Annotated in this window: 14 protein-coding genes and 1 tRNA gene; 5 read left to right on the top strand and 10 right to left on the bottom strand. The window is 62.1% G+C overall.

The genetic code is table 11. From position 1 onward, the window contains the following. Positions 1 to 74: 74 nt before the first annotated feature. A complete protein-coding gene (locus XB14_RS09450) occupies positions 75 to 1,253 on the bottom strand; it encodes a zinc-binding metallopeptidase family protein (RefSeq protein WP_077961332.1) in 1,179 nt (392 codons plus the stop codon). Between the two features lie 52 nt (positions 1,254 to 1,305). Further along, positions 1,306 to 2,343, bottom strand: a complete 1,038-nt coding sequence (locus XB14_RS09455; RefSeq protein ID WP_077961333.1) for a magnesium and cobalt transport protein CorA — start codon at positions 2,341 to 2,343, stop codon at positions 1,306 to 1,308. A 202-nt stretch (positions 2,344 to 2,545) separates the two neighbouring features. On the opposite strand from XB14_RS09455, the gene sthA reads away from it, so the two are divergent. Continuing rightward, positions 2,546 to 3,961: a Si-specific NAD(P)(+) transhydrogenase gene (gene sthA, locus XB14_RS09460; RefSeq protein WP_077961334.1), complete on the top strand. Its 1,416-nt coding sequence runs from the start codon at positions 2,546 to 2,548 to the stop codon at positions 3,959 to 3,961. A gap of 197 nt (positions 3,962 to 4,158) precedes the next feature. Beyond that, a complete protein-coding gene (locus XB14_RS09465) occupies positions 4,159 to 4,962 on the top strand; it encodes an endonuclease/exonuclease/phosphatase family protein (RefSeq protein ID WP_077961335.1) in 804 nt (267 codons plus the stop codon). 155 nt (positions 4,963 to 5,117) lie between these two features. On the opposite strand, the gene tig is transcribed toward XB14_RS09465, so the two are convergent. The 4 genes from tig to XB14_RS09485 all read right to left on the bottom strand — a co-directional run bounded on the left by tig (position 5,118) and on the right by XB14_RS09485 (position 8,737). Then, on the bottom strand, positions 5,118 to 6,596 hold the full coding sequence (gene tig / locus XB14_RS09470; protein ID WP_077961336.1) for a trigger factor: 1,479 nt from the start codon (positions 6,594 to 6,596) through the stop codon (positions 5,118 to 5,120). A gap of 179 nt (positions 6,597 to 6,775) precedes the next feature. Next, positions 6,776 to 6,860, bottom strand: a tRNA-Leu gene (locus tag XB14_RS09475). Positions 6,861 to 7,043: 183 nt separating this feature from the next. Further along, a complete protein-coding gene (locus XB14_RS09480) occupies positions 7,044 to 7,631 on the bottom strand; it encodes a GDYXXLXY domain-containing protein (protein WP_077961337.1) in 588 nt (195 codons plus the stop codon). Then, a complete protein-coding gene (locus XB14_RS09485) occupies positions 7,628 to 8,737 on the bottom strand; it encodes a DUF2157 domain-containing protein (RefSeq protein WP_077961338.1) in 1,110 nt (369 codons plus the stop codon). The genes XB14_RS09480 and XB14_RS09485 overlap by 4 nt, the downstream gene beginning before the upstream one ends. A gap of 936 nt (positions 8,738 to 9,673) precedes the next feature. Here XB14_RS09485 and XB14_RS09490 point away from each other — a divergent pair. From XB14_RS09490 to trmFO, 3 genes are all read left to right on the top strand, one after another. Continuing rightward, entirely contained in the window at positions 9,674 to 9,817 is a 144-nt protein-coding gene (locus tag XB14_RS09490) for a DUF1127 domain-containing protein (RefSeq protein ID WP_064816990.1), read from the top strand. 429 nt (positions 9,818 to 10,246) lie between these two features. Next, on the top strand, positions 10,247 to 10,390 hold the full coding sequence (locus XB14_RS09495; protein WP_064816989.1) for a DUF1127 domain-containing protein: 144 nt from the start codon (positions 10,247 to 10,249) through the stop codon (positions 10,388 to 10,390). A 100-nt stretch (positions 10,391 to 10,490) separates the two neighbouring features. After that, a complete protein-coding gene (trmFO, locus tag XB14_RS09500) occupies positions 10,491 to 11,909 on the top strand; it encodes a methylenetetrahydrofolate--tRNA-(uracil(54)-C(5))-methyltransferase (FADH(2)-oxidizing) TrmFO (protein WP_077961339.1) in 1,419 nt (472 codons plus the stop codon). Positions 11,910 to 11,993: 84 nt separating this feature from the next. On the opposite strand, the gene XB14_RS09505 is transcribed toward trmFO, so the two are convergent. From XB14_RS09505 to secDF, 4 genes are all read right to left on the bottom strand, one after another. Then, the gene (locus XB14_RS09505; protein WP_077961340.1) at positions 11,994 to 12,461 is read right to left on the bottom strand and encodes a hypothetical protein; all 468 of its coding nucleotides are present in this window, start codon (positions 12,459 to 12,461) and stop codon (positions 11,994 to 11,996) included. A 143-nt stretch (positions 12,462 to 12,604) separates the two neighbouring features. Beyond that, positions 12,605 to 13,447, bottom strand: a complete 843-nt coding sequence (locus XB14_RS09510; protein WP_077961341.1) for a phytoene/squalene synthase family protein — start codon at positions 13,445 to 13,447, stop codon at positions 12,605 to 12,607. 20 nt (positions 13,448 to 13,467) lie between these two features. Then, positions 13,468 to 13,854, bottom strand: a complete 387-nt coding sequence (locus tag XB14_RS09515; RefSeq protein ID WP_077961342.1) for an Mth938-like domain-containing protein — start codon at positions 13,852 to 13,854, stop codon at positions 13,468 to 13,470. Position 13,855: 1 nt separating this feature from the next. Further along, a complete protein-coding gene (gene secDF, locus XB14_RS09520; protein WP_077961343.1) occupies positions 13,856 to 16,426 on the bottom strand; it encodes a protein translocase subunit SecDF in 2,571 nt (856 codons plus the stop codon). Between the last annotated feature and the right edge of the window lie 36 nt (positions 16,427 to 16,462).

A 16,462-nucleotide genomic window follows, 5' to 3' on the forward strand; every position in this document is an offset into this window, starting at 1 on the left:
ACCCAGCCGTTTCGCGCGGCGGAGGTACCAGCCCGGTGGTGAAGCCGCCCTGCCGCAAACAGTCGCGACGGCGATCACCCCAAAAAGCCGGCTTCGACAGACTCCGTCCCCACCGAACGAGAAGCCTCGACGACCATATGCACGAACTGCAGTTTCGCCACTGACGGTTTCGACATCACGAAGGGGTAGAAGTCCGGCTGGCCCATGCTGCGCGCCAGTTCGTTGAGCACCATCGTCATTTCGATCCAGGAGTTCAACAGCGACAGAAACCCGTCGGCGCCGGTGTCGTCGGGCGCATACAAGGCGTCGCGCTCAAACGGCTCGATCATCGCTTCAAGATCCTCTGCATCGAGCCCAAACCCGAGTGCCGTGCCAAGGCTATCGATCATATGCAGATAGTGTGCCCAGGTTTCCGCCCAGTCTTCCCAAGGATGTGTTGAAGCATAGGCGCTGATGTATCGGTCGGCCCAGTCTACGGGAGGGCCATTCTCATAGTTCGCCTTCAATGCCGCCGCATAATCGGCTCGCTCATCGCCGAAGAGCGTGCGAAACGGCTCCAGCCAGGGACCGTTGAAAACGAGCCGGTTCCAGTAGTAGTGACCGACCTCGTGCCTAATATGGCCAAGGAGCGTGCGATAGGGCTCATGCAGTTCAAGCCGCATCTTCTCGCGCTGGACCGAATCCGCCTCCTCGATGTTGACCGTAATCAGACCGTCGGCGTGCCCGGTCAGCACGCGCGGCCCATGTTCCGGCGAACGCAGAAAATCGAACATCAGACCGTGTTTCTCGTCCTCGTCGACCTTGGACTTTACGGGCAAGCCGAGCGCCAGCAACTGCGATACGAGCCGTCGCTTCGCGACCTCGATCTGCCCCCAATAGCGGGCATTGTCCTCGCGATCGAGGTTCGGAATCGTCCGGTTCAACCGGCAGGCGATGCAAAGGTCTCCCGGTTCGCTGGCCGTGAGCATCCAGTTGCACTGCGCCGGCGCGTCGCGGTTGCCGCAATACTTCAGCAACGGCCGTGTCTCGCCGGCGTCCCAGATGCCTGGCTGCGGCCCGGGGTCGAGCGGCAGCAGCGCATCTTCACCTGGCAGATATCCGAGCGGCGCCTGGCAGTTGTTACAAAGCATGTTGCCGAAAAACACGTGGCTGCCACAGCGACACACAAAGGTGCGCGAGTACCGCTTGGCCACGTCGCGGCGCTTCCAGTTCGTACCGATCAGGTCGCCGAGCGTTTGCAGAAGGCTTGCCACCACATCCTCCGGTCTTCGGGAATTGGAAATGTCGGCCGGTCAATGCTTCGGCCTAAAGCCATTTCGCGCGGCGGAAGAACCGGTAGAGCGTCCCGCACAGCCCGATGATGACAGCCAGCACGACGAAGTAGCCGTATCGGAATTTGAGTTCCGGCATGTCGTCGAAGTTCATGCCGTAGATGCCGGCAATCGCCGTCGGCACGGCGAGGATCGCGGCCCAGGACGCCAGCTTGCGGGAAATCTCCGTCTGCTCCGATTGCCCGACCATCAGGCTCGCCTCGAAGGTGAAGGCCAGGACCTCGCGCAAGGCGTCGATATCCTCCTGCACGCGACGCACGTGGTCCGTCACGTCGCGGAAGAGCGGCTGCAGGGCCGCATCCATGCCGGGCAGATCGATATGCTCATGCCGTCGGCAGACGTCGACGAGCGGCACGACCGCGTTGCGCAGCCTGAGCAGATTGCGCCGCATCAGATAGAGGCGTTCGATGTCGCCCTTGACCAGCCGCTCCCTGAGCAGCCGGTCCTCCAGCTCCTCGACTTCCTCATGGATCGCCTCGATCACCGGCATGTAGTTGTCGACGATGAAGTCGAGGATCGAATAGAGGATGTAGTTCTCGCCATGAGCAAGGGCCGTCGGCGAAGCCTCGCAGCGCTGGCGAACGGCCATGTAGGAGGTCGAGGCGCCGTGCCTGACGGAGACGACGTAGCCGCGACCGACGAACAGATGGGTCTCGCCAAAGGCGATCTCGTCGCCGACCATGTGGGCGGTGCGGGCAACGACGAAGATCGAGTCGCCGTAGATTTCCAGTTTCGGCCGCTGGTGCGCCTTGCAGGCGTCCTCGATCGCCAGGTCGTGCAGGTCGAATTCCTGCTGTATCTGCCTCAGCAGATCCGCATCGGGCTCATGCAGGCCAATCCAGATCACCGTGCCCGGGCGTTCCCGCCACTTGCCGGAGTCTTCGATGCGAATGTCGCGCACGCGCACGCCGTTCTCGTAGACGGCCGCGGCAACGACGCCTGGTCTCTGCTCCGATTGCGGCACGTCTCCGTCGGACTGCGGCACAACCCTGTTCGTCAGCTCCAGTCCCATCGCGACCCTCCCAGGCGAATACGACACCGATGGGCTCGGCATGTCGTAACGAAGCCAAGCTTACGCGCATTCCCTTATATATTCTCATCTGGCTGTTTCGGCTATGAAAACCACTTCATCAAATCGTGCCATTGACGGTATAGAGGCTTGCAAGCGAGAGTTTTCGCGGCGCACAAGATTCCACCTTCTAACGGAAACGCACATGAACCAGTTCGATCTCATCGTTGTCGGAAGCGGACCTGCCGGCCGCCGCGGCGCCATCCAGGCGGCCAAGCTCGGCAAGAAGGTTCTCGTCATCGAACAGGGAAAACGTGTCGGTGGCGTTTCGGTTCATACCGGCACGATCCCCTCCAAGACCTTGCGCGAGACGGCGCTCAATCTTTCGGGCTGGCGCGAGCGCGGTTTCTACGGACGCTCCTATCGCGTCAAGCAGGAGATCAGCGCCGACGATCTCAGACAACGGCTGATCATCACCCTCAATCACGAGGTCGAGGTTCTCGAACATCAGTTCGCGCGCAACCGCGTGCAGCAGATGCGCGGCAAGGCAAGCTTCGTCGACCCGACCACGCTTGAGGTCGTCAAGGACGACGGCGAGACCATGCTCGTCTCCGGCACCAGCATCATGCTCGCCGTCGGGACCAAACCCTTCCGCCCGGACTACATGCCGTTCGACGGCAAGACCGTGCTCGACAGCGACGAACTCCTCGATATCGCGACCCTGCCGCGCTCGCTGGTGGTGATCGGCGCCGGCGTCGTCGGCATCGAATACGCGACGATCTTCAGCGCGCTCGACACGCAAGTGACGGTCATCGATCCGAAGACGACGATGCTCGACTTCATCGACAAGGAAATCGTCGAGGACTTCATCTATCAGCTGCGCGACCGCAACATGAAGCTGCACCTTGGCCAGAAGGCCGACACGGTCGAGCGGCTCGACGACGGTAAGGTGCTACTAACGCTAGACAACGGCCGCAAGATCACAACCGACATGGTGCTTTTCGCCGCCGGTCGCATGGGCGCGACCGATACGCTGAACCTTCCGGCAGCAGGCCTCGAGGCCGACAACCGCGGGCGCCTCAAGGTCAACCCCGAAACGTTCCAGACCTCCGTGCCGAACATCTACGCCGCCGGCGACGTCGTCGGCTTCCCGAGCCTTGCCTCGACCTCGATGGAACAGGGCCGCATCGCGGCCCGCGTCGCCATCGGCGCGATTGCCATGGAGCCGCAGAAGTATTTCCCCTACGGCATCTATGCCGTTCCGGAAATTTCCACCTGCGGGCTTTCGGAGGAAGAGGTCAAGGAACGCGGAATCCCTTACGAATGTGGCATTGCCCGCTTCCGCGAGACCTCGCGCGGCCACATCATGGGTCTCGATTCGGGCCTGTTGAAAATGATCTTCTCGCTGAAGACCCGCCGCCTGCTCGGCGTCCACATCATCGGCGAAGGCGCAACGGAGCTGGTTCACATCGGCCAGGCCGTGTTGAACCTCAAGGGTACGGTCGAATACTTCGTCGAAAACACCTTCAACTACCCGACGCTCGCCGAAGCCTACAAGATCGCCGGCCTCGATGCCTGGAACCGCATGGGCGAGATCAAGCAGGAAGTGCCGAAAGCGTAAGCTGCTGACGACATAGCCGGGGCTCATCGAGAACGACGACGCCGTTAGACAGACTCCGACACGCGAGGAGCGCAGTGCCCTCACCTGTCGAAGTCTGCACGTCCAGCTCGCGAACCGGCGCGCAGAAACTGCGTCCATCTCCCAGATGCCTGCGAATCGGGTAGTTTCCCCTCTCCTGAGGAAGAGACACGAACGCCATGCGCATCCTTTCGCTCAATGCCTGGGGCGGCAAGCTCCATTCGCCGTTGATAAACTACCTCGCGGGCGTCGACGCCGATGTTCTCTGCCTGCAGGAAATCGCCCGCTCACCGACGACAAGGGCCGAGTGGCTGACCTATCGCGATGGTGACCTCGAACTGCCGCAGCGAGCCAACCTCTTCGACGAGATCGCGGCAGCACTTCCAGGCCATGACGGCTTCTTCTGCCCGACGGCGCGAGGCACGCTCTTCGACGACGACCGGCTTGTGGCCTCAGAATTCGGGCTTGCAACCTTTGTCCGGCGATCTCTTTCCGTCATCGGCCAGGCCCTCGGCTTCGTGCATGGCAGCTTCTCGTCCGGCGGATGGGGGCCACACCCGCGCGCGCGCAATGCGCATTGCATCCGCCTGTTCGACCATGACGCCGGCACGACAATCACCATTGCGCAGATGCACGGTCTCAGGGAGGTCGGCGGCAAGCATGACACGCCGGCAAGGCAAGCGCAGGCAAGCGCATTGGCGGACCTCATCCGCCGGGTATGGCCGGGCAACGAGCGGCTCGTCGTGTGCGGCGATTTCAACGTGCTGCCCGGCAGCTCCACGTTTCAGGTACTCGGCGAACTGGGGCTGACGGACCTCGTGGTCTCGCGCGGGCACGAGGACACGCGGACCTCGCACTATACGAAGGATGGTCGCTTTGCCGACTATCTTCTGGTCAACGAGCAGGTCGATATCGCAGGTTTCGATGTCGTCGCCCAGCCGGAAGTCTCCGACCATCGAGCGCTCCTGCTCGACATCGCTTAGAGCGGTTTTGTTGCCGTTGGACGACGCCTCGAGAAGCGCGAAGTCCGACCGGTGACGGCGTGGCATTTCAGTATTTTCGCCGGGCAGAAACGCCCAAACGAAGAAGGCCCCGCCGCGAGCGGCAGGGCCTTTCAATTCTCAAGGCTTCGACCCGATTACTCGGCGCTGTCGTCAGCGGCCTTCTTCTTGGCCGGAGCCTTCTTCTTCGGAGCGGCAGCTTCTTCGCCTTCGGCGGCTTCAGCCTTGGCAGCGGCCTTCTTCTTGGCCGGAGCCTTCTTGGCAGCCTTGCCTTCGCCCTCTTCGTCGTCAGCCGTCAGCTCTTCCTTGGAAACCGTCTTGTCGGTTACCGAGATTTCGCCGAGCAGATGGTCGACGACCTTTTCTTCGAACAGCGGAGCGCGCAGCGATGCGGCAGCGCCGGGGGTGTTCTTGAAGTAATCGAGGATCTGCTTTTCCTGGCCCGGGAACTGGCGGAGCTGTTCGAACAGCGAACGCTGCAGTTCGTCGTCGCTGACCTGAACGCCGGCCTTCTCGCCGATTTCCGAGAGAACGAGGCCGAGGCGAACGCGACGCTCAGCGAGCTTGCGGTATTCGGCGCGGGCTTCTTCTTCGGTGGTCTCTTCGTCAGCGAAGGTCTTGCCGGCCTGCTGCAGGTCGGTGTTGATCTGGCGCCAGATGTTTTCGAATTCGGCTTCGACGAGGCGCTCCGGCGTTTCGAACTGGTAGAGTTCGTCGAGCTGGTCGAGGATCTGACGCTTGACCTTCTGACGGGTCAGGTTGCCGTACTGGCTTTCGATCTGGCCGCGAACGATTTCCTTCAGCTTGTCAGCCGATTCGAGGCCGAGCTTGGTGGCCAGTTCGTCGTTGATTTCGATCTCCTGGGCGGCGGCAACGTCCTTGACGGTGATGTCGAAGGTCGCTTCCTTGCCGGCGAGGTTTGCAGCCGGGTATTCAGCCGGGAAGGTAACGGTGATGACCTTCTCGTCGCCAGCCTTGAGACCGACGAGCTGCTCTTCGAAGCCCGGGATGAAGCGGTTGGAGCCGAGAACCAGCTCAGCGTCTTCGTCCTTGCCGCCGTCGAAGGCTACGCCGTCGACCTTGCCGAGGTAATCGATCGTGACGCGGTCGCCGTTGGCGGCCTTGCCCTTCTTGGATTCGTAGCTGCGGGCGCTTTCGGCGATCTTCAGGATCTGCTCGGTGACTTCATCTTCAGCAATCTCGACGACTTCGCGGGTCACCTTGATGCCGCTGACGTCCTTGAGTTCGATCGCCGGAATGATTTCGTAGGCAACGGTAAACTCGAGGTCGGCTTCAGCGTTGAGGATCTTGTCGGCTTCGGCCTCGTCCTCGGTCATCGCGATTTCCGGCTGGGTCGCCGACTTTTCGCCACGGCCCGACAGGATCTCGGTCGGCTTGTCGCGGACGATCTCGTTGACCAGGTCAGCCATGATCGACTTGCCGTAGACCTTCTTCAGATGCGCAACCGGCACCTTGCCCGGACGGAAGCCGTTGATCTTCACACGGTCCTTCACTTCGGCCAGACGCTCGTTCATCCGAGCTTCCATGTCCTTGGCCGGGATAACGACCTTGAGTTCGCGCTTCAGCCCTTGAGCGAGCGTTTCGATAACCTGCATGTTCAAACCTTCATTTCACGTTGACTGTGCTCTTCCCCTTCGAAAGGTCTGGCGAGCACGTGAGCCGATCCATTTGCCGGGAGTGGCTTTACGCAGTTCTGCAACCGTTTTGCAAGCAAAATGGCACTCCAGCCGCCTTCATCCTCGCAGAATCCGGACTTTGGGCGCGATCGCTGATCTGGTGCGGGTAGAGAGACTTGAACTCCCACGCCTTGCGGCACCAGAACCTAAATCTGGCGTGTCTACCAATTTCACCATACCCGCGTTCAGACAATCGCACCGCCTGACCGTATTCCCGCAAGACCAACCAGCGGAATACCGCGGATACAATGGGCATGCTGAAAGTTCAGGGCTTTCCCGAGCGCGGCGTCTCTATATCACTCGTTCTCGCGGGATCAAAGGGAAAATGCGGGAATTCCACGGCCGATCGGACACCCCGGGTGCGTATCAATAGAGAGGTTCTTCGTAGACCGGGCTTCCATTGACCGCGATCTCGCGGATCTGCGCCTTTCCCCTGGCGTCGACGCGTATGTTGACCGAGAGCGCCTCGGCGTTGCGCGCCTCTTCCAGCGTCCGCCCCTCGCCTTCCGGCACATAGAAGCGCTCGATCCCGTATTCGACATTGACGGACGATGGGGAGGACGAGGGATAGTAGACAAACGGCAAGGAGCGAAGGACGATGCTGTCGCCGGCCGGGCTAAGCGGCTGGAAGGACGCTTCGGTCGCGGCCCAGAAGCCGTCGAGCTGCTTTTCCAGGCGAACGTAGACCTGCGCCTCTTCCGTCTCCTTCGGCGTATCGCCCTTGAACAATTCCGGCTGGAGCCTGGAAATATCGTAGCTCAAGATCACATAATCGCCCCGAAGCAGATCACGCGGATCGACAGGCACGGTCTTCAGCAGCACGTCACGGCCGCTTCTGAGGATCGAAGCCCTGCCCTCTATCATGTAGCCAAGCGCCGCCGTCTGCACGCCCGCAACCAACAGGGCCGCGAGCAGCGGGTTCAGCCAACGGGATTTCTGCTCCGACTTCGTCATTGTGGCGCCTCCGTCCGGCGCGCATTCGCCAAGTGGCCTTCGATGCGGATGACGATCCAGGCGATGCCTGCAACGACCAAGCCCGAAATCAGGAAGAAGCCTGACGTGCCGAGCATCGAGCCGAGGGTTTCGAAGGCAAGATAAAGTAGCTCGCCGGCAAAGGCCACGTAGCCGAGATAGCGCACCGCCCCGTTTTGCGCGCCGGCAAGCGCGATCCCGAGAAGAGCCACCAGCAACGTGCCTGCCCCGGTCAGGACCTCCGTCGCCAGCCCCTCTGCCTCATATTGAAGGGTCGTGAAACCGAGCAGGGCCAGCGCGAAGGAATAGAAGGCGGGCGCCGAACCGGCATCGACCGCCAGAGCGCGAAGTGGCGAACCGGGCAGCGTCGCCGCCAGAAAGGCCAGGAGACCGAACGCCGCAAGGCCACCGGCAAAGGCGACCGACGCGTTGTCGAGGTAAAGCCAGGCGAGCCACGACAGGACGAGCAGATAGGCGAGATGACGGGCTCGGTCGGCGGCCGTGAAGCGGACCAGCAGAACGACGATCACGGCGAGCGCCGGAACGGACCACATGCGCCAGTCCGGCGTGGCGCTGAACCCGTCGTCTTTCAGCACCGTCCCGAAATAGAACCAGGCAAGCCCGCCCGCAACTGCGGCCATTGCTGCGGAGCGAAATGCCAGGGCGGAGAGGACGGCGCCGGCAAACCACAGCAGCGCGGCATCGGCCGCGTCCCCCGACAGGTGATACATCTGCCCGATAAGTGCGATGCCGCCACCGAAAGCAGACGCCCCCAAAACGAGCGCCGCTGCGGCGAGTGTCGTTCGGCCGGTCTTAATCAGCCAGGCGGCGGCGAAATGGAAGCCCCAGACCAGGGCGACGATGCCGGCCACCCGCGCAAGGCGCGGCAGCGCCTCCCAGTTGGCGGCGACAAGCAGGAGGATTGAAGCGGACAACAGGAGCGCGGCGAGAATGAGCAGGACGCGCCCGGCCCGGAACGTCGACTCGCGACCGTCATACTCGGCCAGCATTGCGCGTGCCGCATTCTCCTGCAGCAGTCCCTTGTCGATCCAGTGCTTGAAGTCTCGTTCGAGACGCGCGCGGTACATCCTGCCCCCAGCCTAGAATCCGATGCTTGAAATGGTTCGGTTCAGCTCCCAACTAACCACGTATCGGCGCGGAAACACAATCGCCCTGCAGGAATTGCGCACCAAACCGATGAGGACGAATGAACGGCTTGCGCAATGCGCATATCTTCCATGCGGATATTGCACTGCACAAATCGATTTAAAGGTCCTATATTCAAATCATCAAAGGCGAACGAAGGCATGAAGCCAGACGGTCGCCGGCGGAAATGGCCAACCGCCTCAGTTTTCTGAGAAAGGCCCGGGCAGAACCCGACGGAATTCGGACGAGCGCACTCCTCCTCCCAGCGCTCTTCCGATCAGATTGGCAACACTCCTCCTCCCAGTTGCCAATCACTCCTAATGACGCTCGCTGGACCTCCTCCCCCAGCGGGCGTTATTCTTTTTTCGACCCCCCTTTCCACAAAGAAGCCTGCGTCTGCGCATCTGCACAATATTCGTGCATAATTTCGTTGCGCCTGCTCTCTGCCATGCGCTGGATGCATAGGTGCCATTCTGGAACAGCGCTACCCTTCCGCCCTGCTCCATACTATCTTCAACTCATCGATCGGGGCGGCGCACTCCTCCTCCCAGCGCCCCTCGATTTGGATCGGCGACACTCCTCCTCCCGGTTGCCGATCAGAACAAAGCGACGCTCGCTGGATCTCCTCCCCCAGCGAGCGTTGTTTGTTTTTGGTCCCAGATTTCGGGCAGCATCCCCAGCCGCTAAAACTCGATTTTTGCCACGCGTTCTAACGTCACCCGCGATCGCACCATGGCGCAGAGGCTTGCACGGTCTGCATGGGTGCGATGCAGCATTGTCTCTGTAACTTCTGCTCAAAACGACTATATTCCAGAGCATCAGATGACGGCCAGCAAGAGAGATGAGCGCTGGCACACGACCCTAGAAAGGATAGGATCATGAACCTCGCACGTTCTTTCAACAATTGGCGCAAGTATCGTCAGACCTGCAACGAACTCGGCCGGATGACCGACCGCGAACTGTCTGACCTCGGCATCGGCCGCGGCGACATCCCGTACGTTGCCCGCCAGGCGATCAAGTAATTCAGGCTGCGCTTTAAGCGCAACCGACCTCCAGTAAACGCCCTCCGGTTGATTCCGGGGGGCGTTTTCTTTTGCCACAGCCAGTACGATCCAGTGACGCCTTCGCACGTGCGAGATACACCGTATGCTTCGCCATCTGCGACTACCGACGCGGCCGAACCGCGTCCATCGACAGACACTACGTCGTCGCTCGCTATCGGCTCGTAAATTCCTTTGAAAACAATCTCTTATCGGCATGCAATTAAGATTTTAATCAATCGTTAATCGATGCCGCCTTTTGAAGCGCTGCCCATCTATGCGGCGATGCACTGCACAAATGCATAGCAGCTGCATTTTCTTTGCACTCCACCTTCTAATTAGACAAGCGTATAAGAACCTCAACGACGCAGACAGATGGCTGTCGCGACAACCTGATTTGAGGAAAAGACCATGAACCCGATTCGTATCGCAAAAAGCTGGATCAACTACCGCCGCACCGTCAGCGAGCTCGGCAACCTGTCGAACCACGCTCTCAATGACATCGGCATCACCCGCTACGACATCCGCAACATTGCGGCCCGTTCCTTCCGTTAATCGGAACGAACGACCAGGACTTCCAAGACGGCGCCTTCAGGGCGCCGTTTTCGTTTATAGGCGTTGGAACCAAGGGCCGAGCCGTGATAGGAAGCCGGCCATGAGCAAAGACACCTCTTCCCACTCCCCCATCCACGTCGTCGGCGGCGGCCTTGCCGGATCGGAAGCCGCCTGGCAGATCGCCGAAGCCGGCGTGCCGGTCGTGCTGCACGAAATGCGCGGCGTGCGCGGCACCGACGCGCACAAGACGGACGGCCTCGCCGAACTCGTCTGTTCCAATTCGTTCCGCTCGGATGATGCGACCAGCAACGCGGTCGGCGTGCTGCATGCGGAAATGCGGCTTGCCGGCTCGCTGATCATGAAATCGGCCGACGCCAACCAGGTTCCGGCCGGCGGTGCGCTCGCCGTCGATCGCGACGGCTTCTCCGACGCCGTCAGCGCGGCGATCGCCGCCCATCCGCTGATCACGGTCGTCCGCGAGGAGATCACCGGCCTGCCTCCCAAGGAATGGGATCTCGCTGTTATCGCGACCGGCCCGTTGACCGCTCCCGGCCTTGCTGAGGCGATCCGCTCGGAAACCGGCGCCGATGCGCTCGCCTTCTTCGACGCCATCGCGCCGATCGTCTATACCGAGACGATCGACATGGACGTCTGCTGGTTTCAGTCCCGCTACGACAAGGTCGGCCCCGGCGGCACCGGCAAGGACTACATCAACTGCCCGATGAACGAGGAGCAGTACAACGCGTTCGTCGACGCGCTTGTTGCCGGCGACAAGACCGGTTTCAAGGAATGGGAAGGCACGCCCTATTTCGACGGCTGCCTGCCGATCGAGGTGATGGCCGAACGCGGCCGCGAGACGCTGCGCCACGGGCCGATGAAGCCGATGGGCCTCACCAATGCCCATAACCCCACGGTCAAGCCCTATGCCGTCGTACAGCTGCGCCAGGACAACGCGCTCGGCACGCTCTACAACATGGTCGGCTTCCAGACGAAGCTGAAGTATGGCGCGCAGGCCGAAGTCTTCCGGATGATCCCCGGCCTGGAGAATGCCGAATTTGCCCGCCTCGGCGGCCTGCACCGCAACACCTACATCAACTCGCCGACGCTGCTTGACGGAACGCTGACGTTGAAGTCGCGGCCTGGCCTGCGCTTTGCCGGACAGATCACCGGCTGCGAGGGCTATGTCGAAAGCGCCAGCATCGGCCTGCTCGCCGGCCGCTTCGCCGCCGCCGAGCGCAAGGGCGAAACGCTGGCCGCACCGCCGGCGACGACCGCCTTCGGCGCGCTGCTCAACCACATCACCGGCGGACACATCGTTTCCGACGACGAGCCGGGCAAGCGCTCGTTCCAGCCGATGAACGTCAATTTCGGGCTGTTCCCGCCGCTCGATCCGGGCGCAATCACCAAGCCGGAAGGCGTCAAGCGTTTCCGCGGCAAGGAAAAGGCCGTCGCCAAGAAGCAGGCAACGGCCGCGCGTGCGCTTGCCGATTGCGCCGCCTGGCTCGGCAAGTCCGCCTGACGCTCGAACGGACACCAATGCAACGACAAAAGGCCCGCCTGCAGCGATGCAAGCGGGCCTTTTGTCATGGAAGAGCGGCGAGAGCTATTCGGTCGCCTGCGCCGGGTGCGACGGCTCGGCAACGGGCTGCTCGAACTCCGACTTCGGGCTGAAGCTGCCGAGCAGCCAGAGCGAAACCTCGGCCGCCTCGCCAGCGCTCTGAAACTCGAAGTCGTTGTCGAGATAGGCAAAGTCCGGGAAATGCACGATCAGGCCGCGGCCGGACTCGGAACTATTGACCCGAACCTTTCCGGGCTGGATCACGTGGCAGACATAGTGGGTGCCGTGCGACTGGATGAAGCCCGCCTTGCCGTCATGCAGCCGCAGGAAGATCGCCGTGCGGTCCGCCGTCGAATGCAGGGCCCGGATCGCCTCGTCCGGAAAGGCGCGTCCGAATTCCACCATCGCGGAGCCCGCATCGGGATTGTCCCAGTCCCGCTCGGCACGGGCGTTCATCCACATGTAGAATGCGCCGACCAGGACGATGACGGCGATGAGCAATAACCAAAGCATCCGCGGGCGCTCCCCTTCGCTCGGCATGACGCCGATAAAGCGCTTCTATACGCTGCGAGGCTTGTGCCAATTTGTCGTCAGGGCAGGTGCGCCGAACCGAAATGCAGGAATGGACGTGAACCGCTGGCCGATGATCCGGCCTATCAGAAGCGGCGGCGCCGCGCGGCACGCCACATCCACCATTGCCGTTGCCATTGGGCCGGGCGGATGGGTTTCTGCAGAAGCCCGGCGCCCGCAGCCTCCGCGCGATCAAGGACCGGCTCGACGAGCGCAAGCGGAATGAAGGCGGGGAAATTCGACGGCGCGATCGTTGCCATCTGTGCACGCGCCCTGACGAGATGATCCCGCCCGAAGCCCGCGAAGGCCCGGATCGCCTGGCTGATCGCAGCGCTGTCTTCGCCGGCGATCAGCCTTTCGCGATCGAGACCGGTGGCGCGCAGCAGTTCGGCCGGCAGGTAGACCTGGCCACGTCGCAAATGCATTGGCAGCAGCATGAGGAGGCCTGCGACCGTCTGCGCGACACCGCCGTGACCGGCAACCTCGGCCGATTTCGCAGCATTCTCCGGATCAAGCACCAGGGACGAGAGCTGGATCAGCGCCGAAGCGGTTTCGCCGGCATAGCCCTCGAGCGCCGAGCGATCTTCCATCGGATCGTCGTAGAGATCGTAGATCCGTGCATCGATCATATTCTCGAACACGGAGACCGGCAGCCGGTGCGCACGAATGCAGCCAAGGAGGGCTTCGGCGAGCGGGTGCCCTTCCCCGGTCGATGCGTCGTTGCCGATGAGATCCCGCCACCATTGCATGCGGATCTCGCCGGGGATCGGTTCATGCACAAGATCGCGGATGCGGGCAATCTCGGCATTGAAGGCATAGAGTGCTGCAAGCGCTGGCTGCTTGTCGGCAGGCGCAAGCAGGCAGGCGAGATAGCGGTCGCGGTCCGTGTCCCGGAGGTCGGCCAGGATCTGGGCGGTGTTGTCGTGCACGTCGTCTTCTCCGGATCCGATCAGACTGCGATCAGTGCGACGGCGACGGCGCGCGATTCGGCCAGCATCACATTGTAGGTGCGGACGGCAGCCCCGGTGCTCATCGGATCCGACGATATGTTGGCGGCGCGCAAAGCTGTCTTCACATCGGCCGGCAGCGGGCGAATGTCCTTGCCGGTGCCGACCAGCAGCACCTCAATGTCCTTCGCCTCGTCGACGACCTTGTAAAACTTCTCGACCGTCAGCGCGTCGCCCTCAGCGACGTCCCATGCATAGACGCCCGAGGGCAGCATCAGGATCGAGCCGCGATGCGACATTTCTGCGAAGCGGAAGCCACCATTTCCATAGGCATCGATTGGGGCACGTCCCGGAAAGTGGGCTTCGCGAATTTCAATTCCCTTGGGCATTTCAAACAGCACCCTTTGCTGCGCCGGCAGCACCCGTATCCGCGCCGGGGGCGTCTTCGTCCCCCGGAATGTGGTCGGTCCTCTTCCTGAAGAGAATGAGGATCGGTCCGGCGATGTAAATGGATGAGATCGTTCCGACGACGACGCCAAACAGCATCGTAACACTGAAGGCGCGGATAAGGCCTCCGCCGAAGAGATAAAGCGCCGTCAGAGCGAGAACCGTCGTCAGCGCCGTCAGGATCGTGCGTGACAGCGTCTGATTGATCGAGGTGTCGATCAGCACCGACAGCGGCATGCGCTTGTAGCGGCTGAGATTTTCGCGGATGCGATCGTAGATCACGACCGTGTCGTTCAGCGAGTAGCCGACGATCGTCAGAACCGCGGCAATACTGCCGAGATTGAACTCGATGCCGGTCAGCACGAGGAATCCGATTGTCAGCAGGACGTCGTGCGTCGTGGCGATGATCGCACCGACGGCGAAGCGCCACTCGAAGCGTAGCCATACGTAGAGCAGGATCGCCAGGAACGACACGGCGAGCCCAATGGTGCCGGCGCGCGTCAGTTCGCCCGACACAACGGGACCGACCACCTCGACGCGGCGGAAATCGTACTCGTCCGAAAGTTCCGCCCGGATGACGCCGGCGGCCGTCTGCTCGGCGTTGTCGCCGGCTTCCTGCGACGGCACCCGCACCAGAACATCCTCGCCCGAGCCGAGCTGCTGCACCTGCACTTCACCGAAATTCAGCTCGTCGAGGCGCGCGCGAAAATCGGCGACATCGACCGGTCCGCCCTTGGAATGCAGCTCGATGATCGAACCGCCCTTGAAGTCCACGCCGAGGTTCAGCCCAATGCCTGCAAGCAGCAGCACGGAGGCGAGCGACAGGGCCGCCATCAGGATGAAGACAGGGTTGCGGATCCGCATGAAGCGAATGTCCAGATCGCTGAAGCGGCCGGTCCGGATGCCCTTCGGCAGGCGTTCCGACTTCCAGTGGCGCAGCCAGCGTTTCACGATCAGGCGGGTGACGGTGTAGGCGGTAAACAGCGTCGTGACGCTGCCGATCGCGAGCGTCACGGCAAAGCCTCGCACCGATCCGGAGCCGAGATAGAAGAGAATGGCACTTGCGATCAACATCGTCAGGTTGGCGTCGAAGATGCTGCTGAAGACGCGCGAAAAGGCGTCGTTGATCGTGCGCCGCAGAGGTTCGGCGCCGCGCACCTCTTCACGCAGGCGCTCGTAGATCAGCACGTTCGAATCGACGGCAACGCCGATCGTCAGGATGATGCCGGCGATGCCCGGCAGCGTCAGCGTCGCGCCCGAGACGGAGAGCGCCGCGATGATCAGAACAATGTTCAACGCCAGCGCAATGACGGCAAAGACGCCGAAGACGCCATAGAAAAAGATCATCGACGCAGCGACGGCGACGGCGGCAACCAGGCCAGCCGTCAGTCCATCTGCAATGGCGTCGCCGCCGACGCCGGGGCCAACGGTCCGTTCCTCGACAAAGGTCAGAGGCGTCGGGAGCGGCCCTGTGCGGACGAGAGCGGCAAGGTCGGTGGCGCCTTCGGTCGGCAGGTCCGCAGAGATGCGCAAGGTGTCGCCACTGACAGCCTCCGACAGCTTGAGCGTCGCGATGACCTGTCCATCGAGAACGATCGCTGCGTCCCTTGGCGGCTGCTGCGCCGCAAGGTCGGCGACGCGCTGCTGCGAGGCGGCATCGATCTTGATGGCGACCGACGCACTTTCGCCGGAGGCATCGGCTTCCGGCTGGGCTCCAACAAAATTAGCCGCGGCAAGCAGCGGCGCCTTTTCGACGAGATAGGGCACCGGCGGATCGTCGAAGGAGTAGAGAACTTCCGTTCCGGCAGGAGGCTGGCCCTCGACGGCGCGCTGCACCGGCACGGACGTATCCAGCATCCGCAGCGCCAGATTGGCTCTTTGGCTGAGCAGATCCTTCAACCGCTGCGGATCGCCGAGACCCGGCACCTGCACAATGAGCCGGTCTTCGCCGCGACGCTGGATCAGCGGCTCGGTGGCGCCAACTTCCGCGGCGCGGCGGCGCACGACGTCGATGGACTGCGCCACGGCCAGCGAAAGCCGGTAATCGATGCCTTCGTCGGTCAAGCGCAGGCGAACCAGTTCATCCGGTTCCGCGCTGTCGAACACAACCTCCGAAATGGGTTCGGAGCCGAAGCCGCCGATATCGACAGGTGCCGTCAGCGGCTTCAGTCGTTCGCGGGCGGCTGAAAGCTGCGACCGGTCGCGAACCCGAAACCCAATCGACTGGCCTTCACCGGAAAGGCCGATATAAGCGATGTCGGCATCGCGCAGTGATTTGCCGACCTCGTTGGCGATCGTCTCGAGCCGTTCCGCGACGATATCGCTGCGCGCGGCCCGCAGCATGAAATGGGAGCCACCCTGGAGATCGAGCCCCAGCGCCACCTGGCGATGAGGCAGCCAGGACGGAAGTTCGGCTGCCTCTTCGCGGGAAAGAACATTCGGCAACGCAAAGGCGATGCCGGCAAGCGCCACCAGCCAGACAAGGATACGTTTCAACGGCGGTAATCTGCGCATGCCTCAAACGCTCCAGTTGCTCGGCTGGTGGTGGCT

The sequence above is a fragment of the Ensifer adhaerens genome (assembly GCF_002007205.1).
Taxonomy (GTDB): Bacteria; Pseudomonadota; Alphaproteobacteria; order Rhizobiales; family Rhizobiaceae; genus Ensifer; species Ensifer adhaerens_D.

What these genes read in the sequence shown, in the direction of transcription:
- XB14_RS09455 (WP_077961333.1), bottom strand. Translation starts at nt 2,343, where the DNA reads ATGGGACTGGAGCTGACGAACAGGGTTGTGCCGCAGTCCGACGGAGAC.
- sthA (WP_077961334.1), top strand. Translation starts at nt 2,546, where the DNA reads ATGAACCAGTTCGATCTCATCGTTGTCGGAAGCGGACCTGCCGGCCGC.
- XB14_RS09465 (WP_077961335.1), top strand. Translation starts at nt 4,159, where the DNA reads ATGCGCATCCTTTCGCTCAATGCCTGGGGCGGCAAGCTCCATTCGCCG.
- tig (WP_077961336.1), bottom strand. Translation starts at nt 6,596, where the DNA reads ATGCAGGTTATCGAAACGCTCGCTCAAGGGCTGAAGCGCGAACTCAAG.
- XB14_RS09480 (WP_077961337.1), bottom strand. Translation starts at nt 7,631, where the DNA reads ATGACGAAGTCGGAGCAGAAATCCCGTTGGCTGAACCCGCTGCTCGCG.
- XB14_RS09485 (WP_077961338.1), bottom strand. Translation starts at nt 8,737, where the DNA reads ATGTACCGCGCGCGTCTCGAACGAGACTTCAAGCACTGGATCGACAAG.
- XB14_RS09490 (WP_064816990.1), top strand. Translation starts at nt 9,674, where the DNA reads ATGAACCTCGCACGTTCTTTCAACAATTGGCGCAAGTATCGTCAGACC.
- XB14_RS09495 (WP_064816989.1), top strand. Translation starts at nt 10,247, where the DNA reads ATGAACCCGATTCGTATCGCAAAAAGCTGGATCAACTACCGCCGCACC.
- trmFO (WP_077961339.1), top strand. Translation starts at nt 10,491, where the DNA reads ATGAGCAAAGACACCTCTTCCCACTCCCCCATCCACGTCGTCGGCGGC.
- XB14_RS09505 (WP_077961340.1), bottom strand. Translation starts at nt 12,461, where the DNA reads ATGCTTTGGTTATTGCTCATCGCCGTCATCGTCCTGGTCGGCGCATTC.
- XB14_RS09515 (WP_077961342.1), bottom strand. Translation starts at nt 13,854, where the DNA reads ATGCCCAAGGGAATTGAAATTCGCGAAGCCCACTTTCCGGGACGTGCC.
- secDF (WP_077961343.1), bottom strand. Translation starts at nt 16,426, where the DNA reads ATGCGCAGATTACCGCCGTTGAAACGTATCCTTGTCTGGCTGGTGGCG.